The organism is Psychrobacter sp. PP-21 (assembly GCF_033790785.1).
Taxonomy (GTDB): Bacteria; Pseudomonadota; Gammaproteobacteria; order Pseudomonadales; family Moraxellaceae; genus Psychrobacter.
The window spans coordinates 15550-37838 of sequence record NZ_JAMYEB010000019.1 but is presented as its reverse complement, the minus strand read 5'-3'; the positions used below and the strand labels follow the sequence as shown (position 1 = coordinate 37838).

17 protein-coding genes are annotated in these 22289 nt (G+C 45.8%); 7 read left to right on the top strand and 10 right to left on the bottom strand.

All coding sequences use genetic code 11. The features are described from left to right. Nucleotides 1-1060 precede the first annotated feature (1060 nt). Both NJD71_RS12000 and NJD71_RS11995 read right to left on the bottom strand, forming a co-directional pair. Nucleotides 1061-1744, bottom strand: coding sequence for a cupin domain-containing protein (locus tag NJD71_RS12000; protein WP_319052173.1), 684 nt, complete (start codon nt 1742-1744; stop codon nt 1061-1063). Nucleotides 1745-1984: 240 nt separating this feature from the next. After that, nucleotides 1985-2848 (bottom strand): universal stress protein, encoded by an 864-nt coding sequence (locus NJD71_RS11995; RefSeq protein WP_319052172.1) that lies wholly within the window; start codon nt 2846-2848, stop codon nt 1985-1987. A gap of 236 nt (nt 2849-3084) precedes the next feature. Here NJD71_RS11995 and NJD71_RS11990 point away from each other — a divergent pair, with 236 nt between their 5' ends. From NJD71_RS11990 to NJD71_RS11960, 7 genes are all read left to right on the top strand, one after another. Continuing rightward, a complete protein-coding gene (locus NJD71_RS11990; RefSeq protein ID WP_319052171.1) occupies nt 3085-3618 on the top strand; it encodes a DUF2058 domain-containing protein in 534 nt (177 codons plus the stop codon). A gap of 475 nt (nt 3619-4093) precedes the next feature. After that, nucleotides 4094-4498 carry a hypothetical protein gene (locus NJD71_RS11985; RefSeq protein WP_319052170.1) on the top strand — a complete coding sequence of 135 codons (405 nt, stop codon included), beginning with the start codon at nt 4094-4096 and terminating at the stop codon, nt 4496-4498. Between the two features lie 230 nt (nt 4499-4728). Continuing rightward, nucleotides 4729-6930 (top strand): FAD-dependent oxidoreductase, encoded by a 2202-nt coding sequence (locus tag NJD71_RS11980; RefSeq protein ID WP_319052169.1) that lies wholly within the window; start codon nt 4729-4731, stop codon nt 6928-6930. Between the two features lie 126 nt (nt 6931-7056). Further along, the gene (locus tag NJD71_RS11975) at nt 7057-8355 is read left to right on the top strand and encodes an ABC transporter substrate-binding protein (protein ID WP_319052168.1); all 1299 of its coding nucleotides are present in this window, start codon (nt 7057-7059) and stop codon (nt 8353-8355) included. After that, nucleotides 8352-10115 (top strand): ABC transporter permease, encoded by a 1764-nt coding sequence (locus tag NJD71_RS11970; protein WP_319052167.1) that lies wholly within the window; start codon nt 8352-8354, stop codon nt 10113-10115. The genes NJD71_RS11975 and NJD71_RS11970 overlap by 4 nt, the downstream gene beginning before the upstream one ends. Nucleotides 10116-10230: 115 nt before the next feature. Then, entirely contained in the window at nt 10231-10875 is a 645-nt protein-coding gene (locus NJD71_RS11965) for an ATP-binding cassette domain-containing protein (protein ID WP_319052166.1), read from the top strand. Between the two features lie 174 nt (nt 10876-11049). After that, nucleotides 11050-11679 carry a CDP-alcohol phosphatidyltransferase family protein gene (locus tag NJD71_RS11960; RefSeq protein WP_319052165.1) on the top strand — a complete coding sequence of 210 codons (630 nt, stop codon included), beginning with the start codon at nt 11050-11052 and terminating at the stop codon, nt 11677-11679. Nucleotides 11680-11696: 17 nt separating this feature from the next. Here NJD71_RS11960 and NJD71_RS11955 read toward each other — a convergent pair whose 3' ends face one another. The 8 genes from NJD71_RS11955 to NJD71_RS11920 all read right to left on the bottom strand — a co-directional run bounded on the left by NJD71_RS11955 (nt 11697) and on the right by NJD71_RS11920 (nt 22210). Continuing rightward, complete coding sequence (locus tag NJD71_RS11955; protein WP_319052164.1) at nt 11697-12308, bottom strand: TetR/AcrR family transcriptional regulator; 612 nt, start codon at nt 12306-12308, stop codon at nt 11697-11699. Between the two features lie 257 nt (nt 12309-12565). Beyond that, nucleotides 12566-14077, bottom strand: coding sequence for an aldehyde dehydrogenase family protein (locus NJD71_RS11950; protein ID WP_319052163.1), 1512 nt, complete (start codon nt 14075-14077; stop codon nt 12566-12568). A gap of 152 nt (nt 14078-14229) precedes the next feature. Next, on the bottom strand, nt 14230-15636 hold the full coding sequence (locus NJD71_RS11945; RefSeq protein WP_319052162.1) for a YjiH family protein: 1407 nt from the start codon (nt 15634-15636) through the stop codon (nt 14230-14232). Further along, nucleotides 15620-17413, bottom strand: coding sequence for a D-lactate dehydrogenase (dld, locus tag NJD71_RS11940; protein ID WP_319052161.1), 1794 nt, complete (start codon nt 17411-17413; stop codon nt 15620-15622). Before dld ends, NJD71_RS11945 begins: the two co-directional genes overlap by 17 nt. 56 nt (nt 17414-17469) lie before the next feature. Further along, nucleotides 17470-19206 carry a 5-guanidino-2-oxopentanoate decarboxylase gene (locus NJD71_RS11935; protein WP_319052160.1) on the bottom strand — a complete coding sequence of 579 codons (1737 nt, stop codon included), beginning with the start codon at nt 19204-19206 and terminating at the stop codon, nt 17470-17472. A gap of 123 nt (nt 19207-19329) precedes the next feature. Continuing rightward, nucleotides 19330-20073 (bottom strand): MBL fold metallo-hydrolase, encoded by a 744-nt coding sequence (locus NJD71_RS11930; RefSeq protein WP_319052159.1) that lies wholly within the window; start codon nt 20071-20073, stop codon nt 19330-19332. After that, nucleotides 20070-20867 (bottom strand): carbon-nitrogen hydrolase family protein, encoded by a 798-nt coding sequence (locus tag NJD71_RS11925; protein WP_319052158.1) that lies wholly within the window; start codon nt 20865-20867, stop codon nt 20070-20072. The genes NJD71_RS11930 and NJD71_RS11925 overlap by 4 nt, the downstream gene beginning before the upstream one ends. Beyond that, nucleotides 20864-22210 (bottom strand): purine-cytosine permease family protein, encoded by a 1347-nt coding sequence (locus NJD71_RS11920; protein ID WP_319052157.1) that lies wholly within the window; start codon nt 22208-22210, stop codon nt 20864-20866. Before NJD71_RS11920 ends, NJD71_RS11925 begins: the two co-directional genes overlap by 4 nt. Between the last annotated feature and the right edge of the window lie 79 nt (nt 22211-22289).

Here is a 22289-nt window from a genome sequence, read left to right as displayed (position 1 = left end):
CCAGACTAGAATCCAAAAGGGTTTGGGCTATAAAACGCCAAGACAGGTGTGGTTTGATTTTTATCGTCAAGCTGCGTAACTAAAATCTCCCAAGTCAATGTCTACAGATTTGACAGCATAGGTCAGTTTCAGTATGTAAAAGTCACTGCTAAGTATTTATAATCATGACAGTTCTACTCCCAAGTGAAACGCCTTCTCAAAGTAAGGAAAAATCGAGTTGACGCATTTCTAGTTACAAAATCCCTCTAAGTGCCTGTATCTTTTATGGATTTTATCATACTCAATCTGAAGTTTTCTAACTTGACACAAATATATATCCTATAATCCTTATCAGAAAAGTCCTAACTTTTGATGTTTTTGATGCTATCTAGATGTGGCTAACCCTTTGTATCAGTACACTTAATCATTATAAAACTAAAAATAAGTACTATTTATGACTACGCATAGCTATTTTTAGTTTCTATTAAAATATACGACCTTTTTACAATTTTTTCTTAAAAATAAATTTTATAAATCAAATACTCATTAATATTCGGTTATTTATTCAAGATATAATCAAATCTATTTATTTCAACGAAAAGCCTATGGGATTTTTGGAATGATGCCATGAATACTAGACGACACAAGTAGGCTACTTTCAGATGGTATTTATTCCTTGTCTGTTTTATACCTATAAGTATTTTTAAAACACTGATAGGCGTCTTAGACTATTAGTAGGGTCTGATGTGCTCAACGGCATGGGATACTATATGGATGGCTTATTTTTGCAAGACGATAGTAGGCCTATCTTATTTCAGATATTGCTGCTTGATAATTTGTGAATGTGCTGGAGTGATATTGAACAGAGCGCGAGCTAGAGAAACTGTAATTATGACTGCAGATAGAGGGGTTGATACTACTATACGAGGAAGTGTTTTATCGACACAGAGTTATGAGTACAAAGTCGATTTTTAAGACATCGCTTGACGTATAGTTGACACATCAAATATAGAAAATTAGTGTGTCAACTATTTTGCTCGCTGGTCGTTTATGTGGGTAATATGCTTCCAGAACGATTTTTTTAGGTATTGTCTATTTCTGAACCCACCACTTGGCTAAGGTGCCCCACTTTTAGATATATCGTAGCACCCTTTGGTCCTGCCTTGGTCTGTGCATATGTGTCTGTAGGTAGACGTATCCACCCATCACGCTGATATACTTGTCCCTCGTCTAGCAGCTCACCTGCTAACACCAATAACTCTGCACCGCCGCTGACAAGATCAGTAAATAGCAACTCGCCAGCGTCTATACGTAGCAAGCTCACCTGCTCAGTCCCATTTGAAAAAAGAGGACAGACATCACGGTTGCCTTGTCGCTGCCAATTGGTCCTATCTTGAGTGTCGATAGCCACATGATTTGATTCATCAGATGTCATTTGTCGCAGTTTAACAAAGATCACCGCGCCTTCATCGCTATAGGGTTTGTGACCTGAGTTTGGTGGGTTACGTAAATACCACCCTGCTGGATAATGTGTGTCGTCTGCAGAAAATGTCCCTGACAGGACTAGAATCTCTTCTCCGCCTGGATGCATATGATGCGGAAAATAAGAGTTCGGTGCATAGCGCACAAGACTGGTTGCACGGGCTTTTTCTTCACCCACGCGGTCTAGCATGACACGCTCTACGCCGCTCTGAGGCGACTGTACCCATTGATGGTTTGCAGGTGTAAGGGCAGCACGGCATGAGAAATCTGCATTGATACGCATAAAGTATTCCTAGGATAATGTGAAATTGCTGAATCACTCATCATCCAACTCAAGCGGTTGTCTGGCGCGCTAGATAACCGCTTATGACAATGGATAGTAGACGATGACACTGTGTGCGTAGACCATATGTGCTTAGACCAATAGCCTAGCAAAAGCTGGTGTGAGCTTAATCTAGTGTCTTTCTAATAAAGAAACAAGCAGCCTAACAAAAAAAGCAGCAAGGACTTACTGACGTACCAACTAACGCACTAAAATGACAGGTGACAACGTGCTGGCGATGATTTCTGTCGTGGTGCTTCCAAGGAATAGCTGCTGCCACTTAGAGTGTCCGTAAGCACCTACCACCATAATATCGATATGATTATCCACTTGAAATGTTAATAACCCATCAACAGTATCAGCAGCAGATAAGTGATGTGCTTCAACCACAAAGCCTGCGTCCTCTAGCTCAGCCGCGGCGCCGCTCATACTTTGCTTGGCAGCATCATTATGATTACCCACCATCACGATATGACCTTTCAAGCCTTTTAATAAAGGGCTTTTTGCTACCATCCATGCCGCTTTGATGGAGGTTTTACTCCCATCAAACGCAATCATATAGGATTTAGGCGTTTCAAAGGTCTCTGAGCAGATCAGTATGGGTATGTCCGATCCACGAGCCACCGTCTCGATTTGGCTACCAATATTGATTCGGCTGTTTTTATGATCTTCACCGCGCCGTCCCATCACGATTGCACGGTTTTCTGTTTTGAAGTGTTCAATACTAGGCAACAGCTTACCGTGGCGCTGATACACGCGCACATTGACATCGGCGAAGTGATTTTGGATATGACTTTTTGCGTCTTGTACCAAGGCATTGCTATAGCTATTAACGACCTTTGCTCTTTGCTCATCTAATTGCGACAACTCTTGTAGCAAAAACTGGCGGCTGTTTACCCCTATCGCCCCTGACAAGTCACGTCTGACTGAGGCGGGTACATCGCTGACATGTAATAGCCCAACAGGTAGGTTCAGTCTGCTGGCATACCATGCTGCATAGTCACAAACTGATTCGGTCACTGCTGAGCCGTCAATACAAGCTAAAATATGCTGTGAGGTTGTCATAATCCATCCTTAGATTGTGTTATTTATTCTTATATAGCTTGGCATATACCGCCAACCTACGCCCTGTATACGTGAGAAAGCGTTACAAACGCTATCCCTTAATTCGATGATAACCAATTTGGACGGTTTCAGCCAGTGCGTAACCACAAGCGCTACTAAAGTTTGCTACAATACCTCCTTTAGTATTTATGATTCAGCATTTAAGACTTACGTATCGTTATTTAGGTGATTAAATTATGGCAAAAAACGCCCTACAGGCTCAACTATTAAAGGCTGGATTGGTCGATAGTAAAAAAGCCAAAAAAATCAGCAAGCAAACTCAGCATGCCAAGCGTACTGGCGACTCAGAAAGTCTAGAGACCAAAAAAGCGCTGGCAGATGCCCAAGCAAAAAAGCTTGAAAAAGATCAGCAGCTCAATCAACAAAAACAGCAAGCGCTAGAAGAAAAAGCATTAAAGGCTAATATCATCCAAATGATTAAGCAGCATCAAATAGCGGATACAGATGGTGAGGTCAGCTATCAGTTCGTCGATGAGTCTAAAGTAAAGAAAATTGCTATCACACAGAAGCTGTATGATCAGATCGTAGCAGGTCATGTCGTGATCGCACGACTAGAAGATAGCTACGCCCTACTTCCTCGTCCATTGGCAGATCGCATCGATACAAAAATGGAAGGCTTCATGGTCGTGTCTAATGACACCGCTGAAGAAGTACTAGAAGAAGATGATCCTTACGCCGCTTATGTGATTCCAGACGATTTGATGTGGTAGGTATCTTTTTACTGCTGTACTGCTTAGATAAGTTTATAGTCAAAACCCCTTCATAGAATCATTGTTCTATGAAGGGGTTTTGCTATCTAGAGTCAGGTGGCGTAGACATTCGCTTACCAAACTGCTTGGAAATGCATTGTCTACAATCAAGAAAACAGCACCTATAAGTGGTTATACTTCTTTAAGCGACTATTGCTGGTTTGGTCGAAAAAAGTAACCAAGCCCTATAAATACCATATTATGAATGTATAAGCTTGAACAGTCATTCAATAACCACTACAATGCGATTTTAAGGTATTCAGCGGTAATCTTTTATTTATATTTGAGTAATCACTCAAATATATAAGTATGTCGACTATGTCTATTGACATGTAATAGCAGATATTTGCACTGTCATCATCTACGTAGATTACCTATATAGCTGTGTTTATATCGTTTTTAATTCACTTTCACCCTTTCTCAGAAGAGATCACTCATGCCAAAACACTTACCTCTCTCATTACTATTACTTCGACTGGGTGTTTTTATTGTCTTTCTTGTTTGGACACTAGACAAATTCGTAAACCCTGAGCATGCTGCCAATGTATTTGCTAAGTTTTACGCTCTAGAAAACTTGGGCACTAGTATGGTTTATGCGGTTGCTAGCTTGCAGATCATTCTCATATTGTTATTTGTCGCGGGTTTATTCAAAAAATGGACATACGGTATTATTTTATTGCTCCATGCTGCCTCGACCTTTGCCACCTTCCATCTTTATCTTCAACCCTTTGACAACTTGCTGTTCTTTGCCGCATGGCCGATGCTAGCTGCTTGCTTGGTACTGTTCTTGATGAGAGACTATGACACTTGGACACTGGGCAAAAACGCTGCTGTGGCATAATTTTTGGTTGCATCTGCTGTTAGACTCTATAATTACCAAATAATATAAATACCAGACAGCAGGTTGCAGGTCATATACTATAGTTCTGAGGTTTTACGTTTTGTCTCAGGCATACCAGTAAACCGTTCAGCGCAGTAGCTCTATACAATTACTACCATCACGTCATGACACTACTCATAGTGCAATGACGACGACTTTAGCCTTCGCCACACTATTGGGCCGGATCACTCATGATTAAGAGAATATTTTTAATACTATTAATATTGATACTAGCGGCAAGCTTTTTTTATTTTGACCTCAACCAATTACTGACGCTTGACGGCTTAAAAGGGTCGATGTCTCAGTTCAATGAGTATAAGGCACAGTCCCCGTTACTGGTTATCGGTGGGTTCTTCTTACTCTATGTAGTCGTCACTGCCCTATCCTTACCAGGCGCTGCTATTTTAACTTTAGCAGCGGGAGCACTGTTCGGCTTGGTTCAGGGCTTACTGATTGCCTCATTTGCCTCTACTATCGGTGCAACGCTCGCTTTTTTGACCTCACGTTATCTGCTGCGCGATACCATCAAGCAGCGCTTTCCTGAGCGCCTGGCAGCAATTGATAAAGGCGTTGAAAAAGAAGGCGCGTTTTACTTATTTACCTTGCGATTGGTACCGATATTTCCGTTCTTTTTGATTAATCTGTTGATGGGCGTTACCGCTATCAAGTCATGGACTTACTATTGGGTTAGCCAAATCGGTATGCTTGCTGGTACTTTTGTTTTTGTAAATGCAGGGACACAGTTGGCACAAATTGATAGTCTATCAGGGATCTTATCATTCGATTTGATCCTCTCATTTGCGCTATTGGGCTTGTTCCCATTGATCGCAAAAGGAGTGATAAATATGTTCAAAAAAAGACGCGTCTATAAGAACTACAATAAGCCCAAAACATTCGATCGCAATATGATCGTCATCGGTGCAGGTGCAGGCGGTCTAGTGACCAGCTACATCGCCGCGACCGTCAGGGCAAAAGTCACCCTGATTGAAGCAGGAGAGATGGGCGGGGACTGCTTGAACTATGGCTGTGTCCCAAGCAAGGCCATTATTAAAAGTGCAAAAGTCGCAGAGCAGATGCGTGATGGTGAGAAGTATGGTCTTGAGAATACCACGCCGCATTTTTCATTCAAAAAAGTCATGGCGCGCGTGCACGATGTCATCGCGGAGATTGCACCGCACGATAGCGTCGAGCGCTACACTGATCTGGGCGTTGAAGTCCTAAAAGGGTATGCCAAACTGATCGATCCATGGACAGTAGAGGTCACCCTCAATGATGGTGGCACTCAGACGCTCACGGCACGCACTATTGTACTTGCCACTGGTGCACGTCCCTTTGTCCCGCCGCTTCCAGGTATTGAGGAGACAGGTTATGTCACCAGCGATACCTTGTGGGAGAAATTTGCAACGCTTGATGAGACGCCCAAAAAGCTCGTTGTGTTAGGTGGTGGCCCTATTGGCTCTGAGCTGGCACAAGCATTTGCGCGTCTAGGCTCAGATGTCACGCAAATCGAACGCAGCACACGTCTTATGAAAAAAGAAGATGAGGAAGTCTCCGAGTTTGCTCAAAACGCACTAGAGGCCAGCGGTGTCATGGTTTTGACATCACATCAAGCGGTTCGCTGCGAGATTCGTGATGGCAAAAAGTACATTATCGTTCAGCAGCTGGGTGATGAGGATCAAAGCAGTCAGCAAAAAGGCCTACAAGAAAATCTACAACCAGAGATGGCGCTTGAATACGATGAGCTACTGTGTGCAGTCGGTCGCAGCGCTCGTCTTGAAGGTTATGGACTAGAAGCGCTCGGTATCGAGACAGATCGTACGGTGGTTACCAATGAATATCTAGAAACGCTGTATCCTAATATTTATGCAGCAGGCGATATTGTTGGGCCTTATCAATTTACACATGTCGCCTCACATCAAGGGTGGTATGCTGCGGTCAATGGCTTGTTTGGTCACTTTAAGAAGTTCAAAGTTGATTACCGAGTGATTCCATGGACGACCTTTATTGATCCAGAAGTCGCTCGCGTGGGTTTGAACGAGCAAGAAGCAATCGATAAAGGCATTGATTTTGAAGTGACGCGCTACGACTTTGAAGAATTAGATCGTGCGATCACTGATAGCGCTGCCAAAGGCTTTATTAAAGTTATTACACCCAAAGGCAAAGACAAAATCCTAGGGGTTACGATAGTGTCCGAGCACGCTGGTGATTTGATGAGCGAATTTGTACTCGCAATGAAACATGGCTTGGGACTGAACAAAATACTTGGTACTATTCACACCTACCCAACATGGGCGGAGGGCAACAAATATGTTGCTGGCGAATGGAAACGCAACCATGCCCCTGAAACCGTATTGAACTGGTTAGAGAAATATCACACATGGCGTCGTGGTTAGCCGCCTGTATGGCCATTGAATGACCTGATCGACAAAACAAGCCTGAGATCATCTGGTTGAGCTAGGGCGCGTCCCTAATAGTTTTTATCAGCTCAACTCAGACATATAAGCATAATGGAAGCTTCAATGGACCCAACCTCTTCTCTACTGATGCTAAGACGCTCCACAAAACGCAGTGCTTATGCAGCGATGCTTGGCATTTGTATTGGTATTTCTGCCAGTACCGCATCAACCAATAGCACCATGAGTGACCAAGCGTTATCGCCATGGCAACAAATAGAGGCGCAAGGTAAGAACCAAGACGTTTATTTTTATGCGTGGGGCGGCGATCCACAGATCAATGCTTATTTACAGTGGGCGGCCAAGCAGGTTGATGATAAATATAATATTAACTTAGTCCATGTCAAACTGAGCGATACCAGTGAGGCTGTCAGCCGCGTACTCGCAGAAAAGTCAGCCAACAATAACGATCAGGGCAGTGTTGATCTGGTATGGATTAATGGCGCTAACTTTGCCACCATGAGTGAAAACTCATTGTTACTCAAGCAATGGGCAAATAAACTGCCAAATTTCTCATTAACCGATCCCAATAATAATCCGACAGTCAATTATGATTTTGGTGTACCAACCGAAGGAATGGAAGCCCCTTGGGGACAGGCATCATTGACCTTTTATTATGACAGTCTCTCTGTCAATACACCGCCGACCACCCTTGATGAACTCAGCACTTGGACAGCACAGAATCCTGGACGCTTTAGCTACCCAAAGCCGCCTGATTTTTTGGGTATGAGCTTTTTAAAATATGCGTTGGTCATGCTCCATGAACAGCACGATGCTGAGACCGGTCAAAACACCAAAGCACAATTGAACCTGCCTGCCACTGAACAAAACATCGCGCTCGTACTAGATCCATTATGGGCATTTTTGGATGACTTTCATCCGACGCTGTGGCGTGATGGTGAGCAGTTTTTACAGACGGGGGCACAGATGCGCCGTTTGGTCGATGATACCGAGCTGAGTCTCGCCTTTACGTTCTCAGCGCCTGAAGTGCCTGCAGCCGTGCAACGTTATGATTTGCCCAAAAGTATACGTAGCTATGCGATGAGTGATGGTAGCTTGAGTAATACGCACTTTGTTGCCATTCCTTACAATACAAATCACCCACAAGCCGCGCAGTTGGTCGCCAATTTTCTACTAAGTCCAGAGGCGCAGGCGCGTAAGCAAATTCCTGCCGTATGGGGTGACAAAACGGTACTGGTCCAGTCGATGCTCAGTCCTGAGCAGCAAGCACTGTTTGATGGTAAGCAAACACACCCAAGCGCCCTACCCTTTGACAGCATCACGCGCACAGTGAGTGAACCGCATCCAAGCTGGGTAGATGCCATTATGCAAGGTTGGCAAATGCGTTATGGGGTAAGCCCATGAGTCAGGGTTTTGACAAAATAGCAAAGACGCAAGCGAACGCCAAACCTATTGTCCTTGAGCAAACAGACTGGTTTACACGTATTGTCACTTTGAGTCCAAAACTCTTGGTTTTGATATTGATACTACCTGTATTGGGCGGTCTGATTGGTGTGGTGTTGCCTGCTTTTGGCTGGGTGCCTGCGCTCGATAGAACCACGCTTAACTTACAGGGGTTTACTGAGCTTTGGCAAACGCCAGGACTTACTCAGATGGCAGCCTTGAGCGTTGCTACTGGACTCATCAGCACCCTACTTGCTTTTATTCTCGCACTGATGATATTGGCAGCCTTTTTTAACAGTATTTGGCTACAACGTATTGAGCACTTACTGAGTCCTATCTTAGTCATTCCTCATGCCGCAGCCGCTATTGCGGTAGGGTTTTTGATTGCGCCGTCTGGGATGTTTGCACGGCTCATCTCTCCGTGGCTCAGCGGCTGGGCGTTGGCACCGAATGGTATATTGCCACATGACCCTTATGGCATTAGCATCATTTTGGGCTTGACCTTAAAAGAGCTCCCATTTTTGTTATTAATGGCGTTAGGCGCGTTAGCACAGCCTGAGCTTGGTAAAAAGCTACGACAGCAATATAAAGTCGCACTCAATCTCGGCTACTACCCGATCACTGCTTTTTTTAAGGCAGTATTTCCTCTGTTATACCCTTTTTTACGTCTGCCCATATTGGCGGTACTCGCTTATGCCAGTGCAAGCGTTGAGATGCCATTGATACTCGGTCCTAACACCCCGCCCACGCTCGCCGTCTCTATCATGAATTGGTTCAATGATGTGGATTTGACCTTGCGTATAAAGGCCTCTGCTGGAGCACTATTACAGCTGGCATTGACGGCAGGGCTGGTCGCTTTTTGGTTAGGCGGTGAAAAAGCCATCAAAGCAGTCTGTAGCCACTCTTTGACCCATGGCAAACGCCGATATGCGGACACAGCATGGCAAAAAGCTACTGGTGTACTTACTGTCTTCGTTATCGGTTTTATGCTGCTCTCGCTTGTGGGTTTGGTATTATGGTCTATCGCTGGCTATTGGCGATTCCCAGCAATGCTACCAGAGCAGTTTGTCTGGCTGCATTTTGATAGTGCCTTTGCACAGATGGATACGCCACTTTTTAACACCCTAACTATCGGTCTTGTCAGCACTGCATTTGCGATTGTACTTGCCCTATTGTGTTTAGAAGCTGAGCAATTGCGTGCAAGGCACCTTTCAAACTTGACCAGTTTGATTATTTACTTACCACTACTGGTGCCCAGCATTGCCTTTTTGTTTGGCTTGGTGTGGATGCAGCAATTGATCAATTACCAATCAGCATTTTTCAATGTTGTCTTTGCGCATGTGTTATTTGTCTTACCTTATGTGTTTTTGTCACTTGCCAGTAGCTATCGACGTCTAGATCCTCGCTTTGCCCATGTGGCAGCCAGCTTAGGTGCAGCACCAATTAAGGTGTTCTTTCAAATCAAACTGCCGCAATTGTTTGCCCCGATTTTGATTGCTATCGCACTTGGTCTAGCGATTAGCTTTGGTCAGTATCTACCCACACTATTGGCAGGCGGCGGTCGTATTGCCACGATAACAACAGAAGCAATCACACTCGCGAACGGTGCCAGTAGGCGTACCAGTGCCGTTTATGCCATCATACAAATGGTGCTACCGCTCATTGGGTTTATACTGGCTTGGATATTACCCAAGTTATTTTTTAGAAGTGGCGCTCGTTAGTAGTCTGATCGTTAATAAAACGGTCATCAAACACAATATTCATGAAAAACGGTAGTTATCAAAAACAATGCTCATAGAAATATTCGCCGTTAAAAACGCACTTAAAGGGTTCTCGATGCCATCAACTTTACAGATAAAAGACTTGCAGCTGTTTCGTCAAAACGAGCGATTACTCAGTATGGATGAGCATATCGCTGGTGGCGACATACTCACCGTAATGGGGCCTTCTGGTAGTGGCAAGTCAAGCTTACTCAACTGGCTGACGGGATCATTATCCGAGGATTTTACGGCGACTGGCACGGTATGGCTAAACGATCAAGACGTCACTCACCTGCCAGCGCACATGCGCGGTATTGGCGTACTCTATCAAGATGCACTGCTGTTCTCGCATTTGTCAGTGGCAGGCAATATTGCTTTTGCGATGCCAAAAAACAATAAAAATGTTGGTAAAAAACAGCGACTCGAAAGAATAGAGCACGCGTTAGCACAAGTAGGTTTGGCAAGTATGGGAGATCGGCATCCTGATAATCTATCAGGTGGTCAACAAGCGCGCGTGGCATTACTACGGACCTTGCTTGGCGCACCCAAAGCCATACTACTGGATGAGCCCTTTAGTAAGCTTGATACTCAGCTCAGACAAGACACGCGCCAGCTGGTCTTTGAGCAAATACAGACATACAAGCTCCCTGCTATCATGGTGACACATGATGAGAGCGATGCCAAAGCAGCAGGCGGCAAAATCATTCATCTTGAGCGATAGCCAGCCAACCTTGATCATCATGCTCAGACGTCCAAAGACAGTATAGTTGATCCAATTTAAGAGTGGTACAAGGCAACCGAGTGAAGATGTATCTGTCATACTTCAAGCGAGGTTAACGCTGTAACGCTTTTATATTGGATTGACTATATAAGCAAAATACAAAAGGCAGATCGCATGCTAGACAAATTTATTACGCCTATTATCAAACCGATATTGAGTCCTGTCGTCGTGATCTTGCACCAACGCGGTGTCACCGCAGATCAGTTGACAGTCGCTGGGTTCTTGATTGGGATGCTAGCATTGCCACTCATTGCCTTTGGGCTGTGGTATGGCGCACTAGCAGCCATTATTGTGAATCGACTCTTTGATGGTCTCGATGGCGCATTGGCACGTCATGCACAGCAAAGCTCAAGCGCAGGTGGTTATTTGGATATTACGCTCGATTTTTTATTTTATGCCGCCGTGCCACTTGGGTTTATATTGGCCAACCCTGCACAGAACGCTATTGCAGGCGCGTTATTGCTAGCGGCGTTCATAGGAACTGGGTCGAGCTTTTTGGCATTTGCGATTGCCGCAGAAAAATTCAAATTGGATAAACCTCAGTTTAAGTACAAAAGCTTTTACTACCTAAACGGCCTCACTGAAGGCACCGAAACCATCGCGCTATTCATCGCTTTTTGTATTTGGCCACAGCATTTTGTGCTACTTGCCAGTATCTTTGCGACTGCTTGCGCGATTACGATCTTTACCCGCATCCATGGCGGCTACCATACCCTCAAGCAGTTAGAGGCTTCACAGCGATAGAGATATCTAATCCACTGCTAGGCTTTTGCTGAATGATCAAGTCGCAGCGCTTCTATAGATGAGGCCATATCTTCAGCAAGATTATGAATCGCCGCACTATCGACATCACGCTGTGCGAATGCACGCAGACCCATGACCTCCGCCTGTAGTCGTCGTCCTAGCCTCACTGCATCAAGCTGACTGTCTATCTCACCTATCTGCTGAGCCTTTTTGAAGCACTCTATAAATCGCGTCTCCATCCCTACCAGTAGCAGCTCAACTTTCTCTAGCGCCGCCTGCTCACGAGCGCCTAGCTCTAATAAGCTTTTGACCAGCATACAAGCACGGCTCGGCAATGCTTTATCACGAATACCGCCCAGCTGCCTGATATAAGCGGCCAAACCTGATAAAGGCGTTTGATGATGGCTCAATACACGCTCAAGCTCGGTCAGTCCTAGGCGGGCATAGTATTCTAGCGCCTCTTGAAACAGGCCATCTTTACTGCCAAAAGCAGCATAAATACTCCCTGGACGCATATCGAGCGCTTGTTCGATATCTTTTAAGGATGTGGCATGAAAGCCCTTTTGCCAAAAAAGCTGTAATGCTCGATCCAGAGCGTCTTGACGATTGTAGAGTGCGCTGCGTGACATACTATGCCCCATGTAAAAAGCCGTGACATCATATAAAAATGAGCACGGCGATAAATTTGAATGATTGCTCAATTTTATCCTGAATGAGCCCTCCAGTAAAGTTAATGCCTTTTAATAACGTTAACAACCTTGATATAGTAAACGAATTAGTCAGTAGAACATAAGATGCTAATGCCCCTAGCTATCAATCACCATATAGCTAGGGGCACGGCTCTAAAGTATCTTATAAAACCATAAGTAATTTAATAAGTAAGCATTCATTGTGTCAGCAGTACGTGCTTGCTCTTTTGGTAAGCAGATAATCCATCGCCGCCCAGCTCGCGCCCGATACCGCTTTGCTTAAATCCACCCCAGCCCGCTTCTGGCAATACGGTTTGCTGCTCATTGATCCAAAGGTGACCTGCTTGGATTTGTAATGCCATTTCTAGCGCTACAGTCTCATCGGCACTCACGATAGTCGCTGCCAAGGCAAATTTGCTGTCATTAGCTAGGCGAATGGCTTCTGACGCTTCGGTAAAAGTTGTGCTTACTAATACAGGGCCAAACACTTCTTCCATCCATAACTGACTGGTCGTTGGCACATCTGTATAGATGGTTGGCGTCGCAAAATATCCTGCGCTATCCACTATCTTGCCACCTGTTAAGCACGTGAGCTGCTCGGTGGCGGCAATATCAACGTATTTTTTGACTTGGTCGAGTTGCTGCTTGCTCACCAATGGACCCACTTGCGTCTCGGTATCAAAACCGTCACCGATTTGTAGGCTTGTCGTTTTTGCTTTTAAGGTCTCAAATAGCGACTCGGCTATACTTTGGTGGATAATTAGCCGTGAAGTTGCCGAACATATTTGACCGGCGTTAGTAAATATACCACCAATAATCAAATCACAAGCGTGATCAATGTCAGCATCTGCACATACCACGATGGCAGATTTTCCGCCCAGCTCTAGACTGATGTCTTTGACGTTTTTGGCTGCTTGACTCATGACCTTTTCGCCCACCGCATTACTGCCGGTAAACGAGACTTTATCAATCAGCGGATGACTGGTCATAGCAGCGCCCACTTCAGCTGCTCCTGGTAAGATATTTACCACGCCTTGGGGCAATCCTATCTGGGATAAGATATTACCTAACATCAGCTCTGGCAACAGTGTCACCTCAGACGGCTTTAATAATACCGTACAGCCCGCTGCTAGCGCCGGTGCTAGCTTCCAAGCTGTCGTCACCATCGGGAAGTTCCAGGGGGTAATCAGCGCACAAACACCTACAGGCGCGTACGTCTTTAGCAGCCTAATGCCCGACTCAAGTGTAGATACCTCAGACCATGTGGCCTGATCGGTGATGAGATCGGCATAATAGCGATAGCAAGCAATCGCATCACCAACGTCTATTTTGGCCTCCTCAATTGGCTTGCCGTTGTTTAGCACCGATAGCCCAACCAATTTATCAAACTGCTGCTCCATAGACTCTGCAATCGCGCTTAGATAACGGGCGCGTATGCTCACATCAGTGTGTGACCAGCTGGCATAAGCCTGAGTAGCAGCACTGACTGCTGATTCGACATGAGCGCTGCTACACAAGCGTGTCGTGGCAATTATTTCGCCTGAGTTGGGGTCATATAGGGCATGGCTGTTTTTGTTGTCAGAATCGGTCGTGAGGCTGTCAATAGCGACCCAGTCGCCATTAATATAAGCGGCATTTAATACCACTTCTTCTTGGGCGACCTGTTGGGCCTTTTGTCTGGTTAGGTATGTAGCGTTTGCTGTATTCATGAGTATTCTTACCTCTTATTCTTCACGGTGTTTACTTTACTGATGGTGGTAATAGGCATCCTATAACGACTGGCGACCTACACACTTATGTCAAAATAGCAGGACCACCAGTTGCCGTATCGCTTAGCCAAACCTCATCGTAACGTATCTGTTTAATACAGTAGATGCGCCACTGAGGTAATCACTACCAAGCTAATAAGCGTACGCAGCATAAAGATAAAAAACAGCTCTAATACGTTGAGTTTGATGTTTGATTTTAAGATAAGCGCACCGACTTCAGACATGTAGATAATCTGAGTGATTGAGGCCGCACCAACGATAAATCTTGTCATCTCACTCTCAATACTCTTGCCAACCAGTGCTGGCAAGTACATATCTGCAAAGCCCATAATCATAGCTGGCGCGGCTTTTGCGGCCTCTGGAATCTGCAACCATTCAAGCAATGGCACAAGTGGGGTCGCAAGCCAATTAAAGACAGGCGTATACTCTGCCAATCCAAGACCAATGGTACCGATGGCAAAAATAACAGGAATCAGTCCAAAGTAGATATCGAACAAGTTACCAACGCTGCGTTTGAACACATAACCCAAGCTCGGCATAGAGTGTGCACGCGTGACGGCGCGATTGATCGCCCACTGATAAGTGGTGTACTGTGCAGGAATACCTTCGTCCAGCATGCTTTTGCCAGCATGATAGGTATCAGGCTTTAGTGATAGTGGCGGGATACGCGGCATAATGATTGCAGCGATAAAACCAGTCAGCGCAATGGTTAGATAAAAGTAGACAAAGTTATTGTCCACGCCGATGGTTTTGGCAACAACATAGGTAAAGGCGATAGAGGTCACTGAAAAGGTAGTGGCGATGATGGCTGCTTCACGCTGACTATAAAAGCTCTTATCATACTGCTGCATGGTGACCAACAAACCAATAGACGCCGCTCCAAACCAAGAAGACATGGCATCGACAGCTGAGCGACCCGGCAATTTAAATAGCTTTATAAAAATCTTACTGGCTAAGGTGCCCAAAAACTCCATCAAACCAAAATCAGTCAAAAATGGCAGTGATAAAATGGCAAAGAAAAATAACGGAATGAGGATAGGAATCAAATCTTCAAAAATGACGCCGCCGGTATTACGATTGATAATAAATTCAGGACCGATCTGTAGATAAATCATCCACACAAATAGCATGCCCAAAAATCGGGTGGTCAGCCAAAACCAATCAACATCAAAAAGATTTTTTAACAGTGAGTCTTCAGGTAAATTGGGTTTTAGCACCTTGACTGCCAGCGCGCCCAGCGCAGAGATGGTCACAATTGCCATAGCAATATAAACCACAAACCCGCCCAATACTGCTTGCAACGTATCGGTCAACACGCCCAATAAAATCGTGACCTTACCATCCCACTCAAACGGTATGATAAATAGGGCGATACCCAATGCTGAGAACAATAGAAACTTCCACATTGCTGCACGCCACTGCCCTGCCTGCGGCGTTTCTGGGTCGACAGTATTGTTCCCTAAAATCGGCTGCTGCGATTTATCAATAGCATTCGTCATTTAACTTCTCCTTAATAGGCGATGATCGCCAGTTTTTCCATTTTTCTGTCTGACCGATACCTGGATTTAACGAGTTGGTTGGATCCAGTTTTTTATAAAATTGCTTTAACTCAGCCTTAGCGGGATACATGTGCCCGACATTATGTTCAGCAGGATATTCAATATGACGCTGGTCATAAAATGCTAAGAGCTCTTCCTTGAACTGCTTGGCATTAGTAGTTGGGTGTAACAAGTAATCTTGATGCAGGACATGACAAAAAAAATGTCCCAAATAAAAGGTTTTGCTGACTTGTTCTTGCAGATGCTTGGGTAACACTTCATCCCAATCTACAGCGTTTCTTGGCAAGGCGATATCAGTCGATAGCAGCTCACCAAATTCAGTGTGGTTGAGATTGTGATAACGGAACATAGCAGCCGTAGCAGCACTGCGAAAAACCAATAACGCTTGTGATTCAGTCTCTGTACACGTATGTAATGTGCCTTGATACTGCTGCATATGGTGTTGCAAAAACGTCTGTGCAGCGGCAATGTCATCGTCATTACTGTTGCTACGACTACCATCGATGCCATCTGCCACCTTAATAATCAAATGGTACTGATATGAGCGCGCCTGCGTACTCAACGAGGCAGGTAATGATGACGGCATAACCCTAGAGATCAGTTGCAATATCCGATCAGGTAACGTCTTTGGCAGATGCCACTTGTCCAGATAATAGCCCATGGTTGCTTGCAGCCGATACAGCGATCCTATCTTGCTAGCAGGTAGTTTGCGCATACTCAGACAAGTGTCACGACCATAATCCAGCGTGATGTCGTTGTAGTCTTTGTGCATATATTCTGCTAAGACAGGCAGAGCCAGCTCGCTTTTTAACCACTGCTGTCTGAGTGCCGTCAAAGTATCTGCGTCATCAGACGAAATATAAAACGTTTGCTCTTGCTTGGGTTTGGCAAATGTCGCCACTCTAACCGCAAATACAATCACCTTACCCGCTGAGCCAGATGCTTCATACAGACCGCTAGCATCATTATTAAATCTAGCCGGAGTATCGGCATCGCAATCACGTACTTTATATTGATAGTGCTGGTTGCAGGCTTTACTGCTCGTACTGTCTGACTGTTTTTGGAACCTGCCTGTTTGCAAGTTCTTAAGTATCTCTTCTGGATGCGTCCCCAGATCCAGCCCTAAATGATTGATCAGCTCAAATACTCCTGAAGCATTGCGTCTGGCAAATAACGCCATCTCAGTATAGGCAGGGCCACGCTGCACCAGCATACCACCTGAGCTATTGCAGATACCGCCTATCACTGAGGCACCCACACAGCTAGAACCCAACACCGAGTGCGGCTCACGTCCTAATGGCGCAAGCGTGGTCTCTAATTGCTGCAAAGTAGCGGCTGGCAAAACAACCAACTCTGCTGCATCATTGAGCAAGTGCACGCCGCCCAATAACTGCATAGATATCATGACCACTGATCGATCATACTCACCGTTCGGTGTTGAGCCACCGGTCAATCCTGTATTGGCCGCTTGCGCAATAATAATCACGTCAGCATCAGCGCAGATGTTAATCGCGCGCCACAGCGCCACAAGAGAGGGCGGCGTCACAACCGCTACCGTCGCATCCGTCACTGCCTTAATCGCCCCTTGTACATAGGATTGTTGCTGGCTACGGCTGATCAACACATTGCTCACGCCAACCACAGCCTTCAATTCTGCTAACAAGCGCGGTATTCGCTTCTGTCTATTTTCCGACAAGCTGTTGGCATTTGGCATCATTGACGTACTTCCTTGAACAATCAGTTCTGTGATTGGTAGCGCTAATATTGATAGCGTTAGCTAAAATAAGTGACAGTTTTCCCCATTTCTTTTAAAAACTCATCCGCTTCATCAATCTCATAGATGATTGGCTGCTTGCCTTTGATATCTGATTGCAACGACTCTAGCAGCTGCTGCTTATCGGTAATTCTGCGATAACCAGCGCCAAACCCTGCGGCTAGTGGCTCAAAGTTTGGCGTTTTAATATTGACACCGATCAGTGGTAAACCGCCCTCTTCCATATACCGGCGAATCTCACCATAACCTTGGTTGTTCCATAGCAGTATAATCAATGGCAGCTCAAGCTCAGCGGCACAAATAAGCTCTGCAATGGTAAATTGAATACCGCCATCACCGATTAAGCTGACAACTGGTAGGTTTGAACCAACCATAGCCCCGATCGCAGCGGGCAAACCATAACCTAGCGTGCCAAAACCCGTTGAGGAGTTAAACCATTTGCGCGGTGCCAATGCTTCAAAGCCAAGGTTGCCGCTATAGACAGGCTGGGTTGAGTCGCCCACAAAAATCACGCCTTCCACCTCATCTCGAATCAGTTTTAGCAAGGCGTTTTGACCAGCAAAGTCTGGGGTTGTCTCTTCTATGAGCGCTTGTTTTGCAGCATTCACTCGTGACAATGCCTGATGGTCAAATACTTGCCCATTTGATATCTGAGTTTCTAAACGATTGCATAGACCACTGATAGCCATCTGTGCGTCAGACAATACCGCAATATCCGCTATAAACGGACGCTGCAATTGCTCAGCATCGCAGTCGATACGCACTAATGTTCCATTGATTTTGAACTCACCATTAAAGAATACATCGTAATCGGTTTCACCAAGCTCTGTACCAATGGCGAGTACCCAATCTGCCTCTGTAATCACCGCTCGACCCGCGTCTAATGACTGGTTACTGCCTAGACTTAACGGATGGCTAGGTGGCAGTAACCCTTTAGCATTGATGGTCAAAAACGTAGGCACATCGATCAGCTCTGCCAGTCTTTGCGCATCGTGATCGACATCGACACAGCCACCGCCATAAAGCAATACTGGGTTCTTTGCGGTTTTTAATGATTCGATAATCAGATCCAATTGCGCAGGGTTTGGCAGTGGTCTCATCACTTGTGGTAGGGTCAAGCTGTTCTTGTCAGCTTGGCTATCAGCTACACCCTTTAGACTAGGCGGTTTGGCAACATGGCTGGCATCAGCGGTAATAACATCAATAGGCAACTGAATATGGACTGGCCCTGGACGTGCGCCATTAAATAATGCAAACGCTTCGGCGATAACTTTGGGCAATGTCTCAGGCTGCCAGATGGTTTTGCTCGTGAGTGCTACCTTACTGACCATGCCTTGCTGATCATGCAACTCATGCAAATGCCCCTCCCCGCTTCCCGTGTCTTTTACCTTATTGACGCTAGAGATAACCAGCATCGGTATAGAGTCAGCCAATGCTTGCGCCATCGCTGTCATGATATTGGTCATGCCAGGGCCTGTGATGATAAAACACACACCAATCTTGCCTGAGGCACGGTAATAACCATCTGCCATGAACCCAGCGCCTTGCTCGTGACGCGGGGTCACATGGCGAATATTGGTATTGGGCAGGCCGCGATATAGCTCTACCGTATGCACGCCCGGTATGCCAAACACCGTCTCTACCCCATAATATTCTAGCCACTGGACGAGCAACTCACCGCAAGTAAGAGACGGGATTTTGGGTGATACAGGAGGCGTTTGTGTCAATTGGGTCATGAGTCAGTCATCCTAAAAATTTAATAAGTTTTGGGTTAGATGTTTTATTTGAAGTAGCTTTTTATTTAGCGTCGTTATTTTTTTAGTAGCTACTTATTTAGAGTCATAATTAAATGCGATCAATCACAAATCATGATGGCGTAACCAGTCATCAATCATCACATGCAGACGCTTGCCTGAAAAACTGGGGAAATGACCGCCATGAACGACACGCACAGGCAGCGCATTGAGACGGCGCATACTCTTGGCATAGTCAGTCATGTCGCTATGCCATGTATCTTCGATCAATGGACCGTCATAGATAAGATCGCCAGAAATGAGCGTTTCGCTGGCCGCTTCCCATAAGGCGATACCGCCTGGTGAGTGACCGGGTGTATGAATCACCTCAAATTGACGATTACCTAAGTCAATCATGTCACCATCTTCTAGTTGCATAATTTTGGCAGGTGCAATGATTTTATAACCACAATGGGCATAAGGCTCAGGCGGTAGCGCGTCAAACATCTCGTCATTGACGAACATATCCGCCAATGTACGAGCGTTGTCTGGTTCAGCGAGTATATGCGCTTCAGCAGAATGCACGTGACAGCAGTCAAACTCGCTCGCAGCGCCGATGTGATCAAAATGCGTATGACTGGCAACGCCCACGATATCGCGATCAGCAAGTAAAGCCACATGACGACGCAGCGGTACTGCCCCTAATCCAAAATCGACTAACAAATCGCGCTGGCTGCCGCGCACGTGCCACAGATTGCAGCGAAAAAACGGCTTAATCCACGGCTCATCGATGAGCGTGACACCATCGCTATGCGCGGTGGTGCGATACCAGTTCTCTGGTTTGATACGCGCTAGTGATTGTTCGCTCATAAGTCAGCTCCATTAGAAATATCCAAGCGGCTGAGATTTAAGTCACTGAGATAGTTTTGGTGCGTACGGCTTTCATCAATACGGGCGAGATCGATATCAACGATCATCGTGCCAGCCGTTAGGCCAAGTCTGCCGAGCACCTCACCATCGGGTCCAGCGACGATGCTATTGCCACAATAATGAAGGTTTTCTTCTATGCCTGAGCGATTGATACAAGCGACAAAGCACTGGTTGTCCATGGCGCGAGCGCGTATTTGGAGCACCTGACGCTCTGCATTGGGCAGCATGTTTGCTGTCGGTGATAAAATGATTTGTGCCCCTGCTTGCGCTAGCTCTCTTGCTACTTCTGGGAATTCGTTGTCATAACAAATCATCAATCCCAGTTTGCCAAAACGAGTATCAACTACGCAGAACTTTTTACCTGCTGTAAAAAACTGATGTTCGCGATCCCAAAGGTAGCGTTTGTCATAAGTGGCGAGGCGCTGCCCGTTATCATCTATTAATATGGCAACATTACTCAGCTCACCATTAGGTCGGCGCTCAGCGAGACCAAATAACACATGTAAATTGTACTGACTAGCAAGTCTCGCCACCTCAGTGACGATGGGGCCGTCGATCGCTTCTGCTAAATCATCAAGGCGCTCAAAGATGTTGTAGCCTGTGAAAGCCAATTCCGGCAGTGCGAGCAGATCTACTTTTGCTTCTGCTGCGAGGCGGCAAAGCGATTCTAACGCCGTTAGATTGTTTGTTGGTTCAGCCAATAAAGGGTTGGTTTGGGCGATCATCAGTTTCATAGCGATGGCTCCTCTTGAGCTGGAGTGACAGCATCACTCGGGCGAGTAAACACCGTCGCTCCTAACCAGTAGAGACCACCTGTAATGATAAAGACAGGTAACGATGCACCAAATGACGGCGGCGCAATCAGAGTCCAGTAAGCTGCTAAAGCCGCACCAACCACGTAAGCTGCAATCGCAATCTTTGCAGTAGGACGTCCCAATTGATGCGTGGCGTCAAGTAACTTTGCCGTATAGCCTTCTTTACTAACAAGGTAATAATCGACAATCATGACTGAGAATGCGGGAATAAATAGCGCGCCTACGATCAATAGGAAGTTTTGAAACTGATCCAAAATACCTGGAATCAGCGCGCCAAAAATAGTGACCAGACCAATGATAAGAGCAGGTTTCCAAAAACTCATATTGGGTTTAATGTTCATGCAAGATAGCGTTGCGCTATAGACTGCCATGACATTGGTGGTCATGACCGAGAAGAAAATAACCAAGGCAGCTGGCAGACCAAAACCAAAGTCAGCAAGCAAACGCGTCGGATCATAAGTCTGCTCCATGCCATACATGATAGAGAGACCTGAGATGGTCGCGCCCAAACCCATGGCAACGATGGCTGCCACAATGTAGCCAAAATAAGTGCCCCATATGGCAACTTTTGGGGATTTGCAATTGCGATTGTAATCGGCGGCCGAAGACATCCACGAAAAGGCAGTAGCAATGACGATATCAAAGGCAATACCTAAAGTAATACCATTACGCGACTCAACTGGCATCTCAAACAGTCTTGAGACATCGTAATGTTGGTTTAGCTGATAGAGCACTATAACGGTAAGCGCAGCCATGGCCAATGCGGCCCAACGTTCGACAAGCTCAATACCGAGGTGACCACGCAACACGATAAGCACTACCACTGTCTCGCATAAAATAACAAACAGCGGCAGATTGCTATAACCCGTGGTAGCTTCGATTGCGTAATCAAGACTCATGCCAGCCAGCAGCGCCTGAATACAACTCCATGCAATCAGTACTCCCATATTCACTAACGAGATGAGCTGACTACCAACGGGGCCATAAGCGCGGCGCGTCAACGCCATCGAAGGCAAACCTGTGCGCTGCCCCATTAGACCAACCAATAGCAGCGGTATTGCTCCGATTAATGAGCCAATAAGCACGGTGGTGATAGCCGTAGTAAACCGTAAATCAGGTACGAGTAACATGCCCGTTAAAATAGTCGTCACCACGATATTGGCACCGAACCATAATGCAAACGTACCAATCGAACCTAGACTATGCCCAGCCTCATTTGGAGAGAGTGTGTCTTGACCAAAAAACGAAGCGGATTTACTCATTGGGGTCTTCCTTAACCAAATTGCATTCATACCAGCGGCTTAAAAACGCTGATAACCATGTCCTTATCTACTCACACAC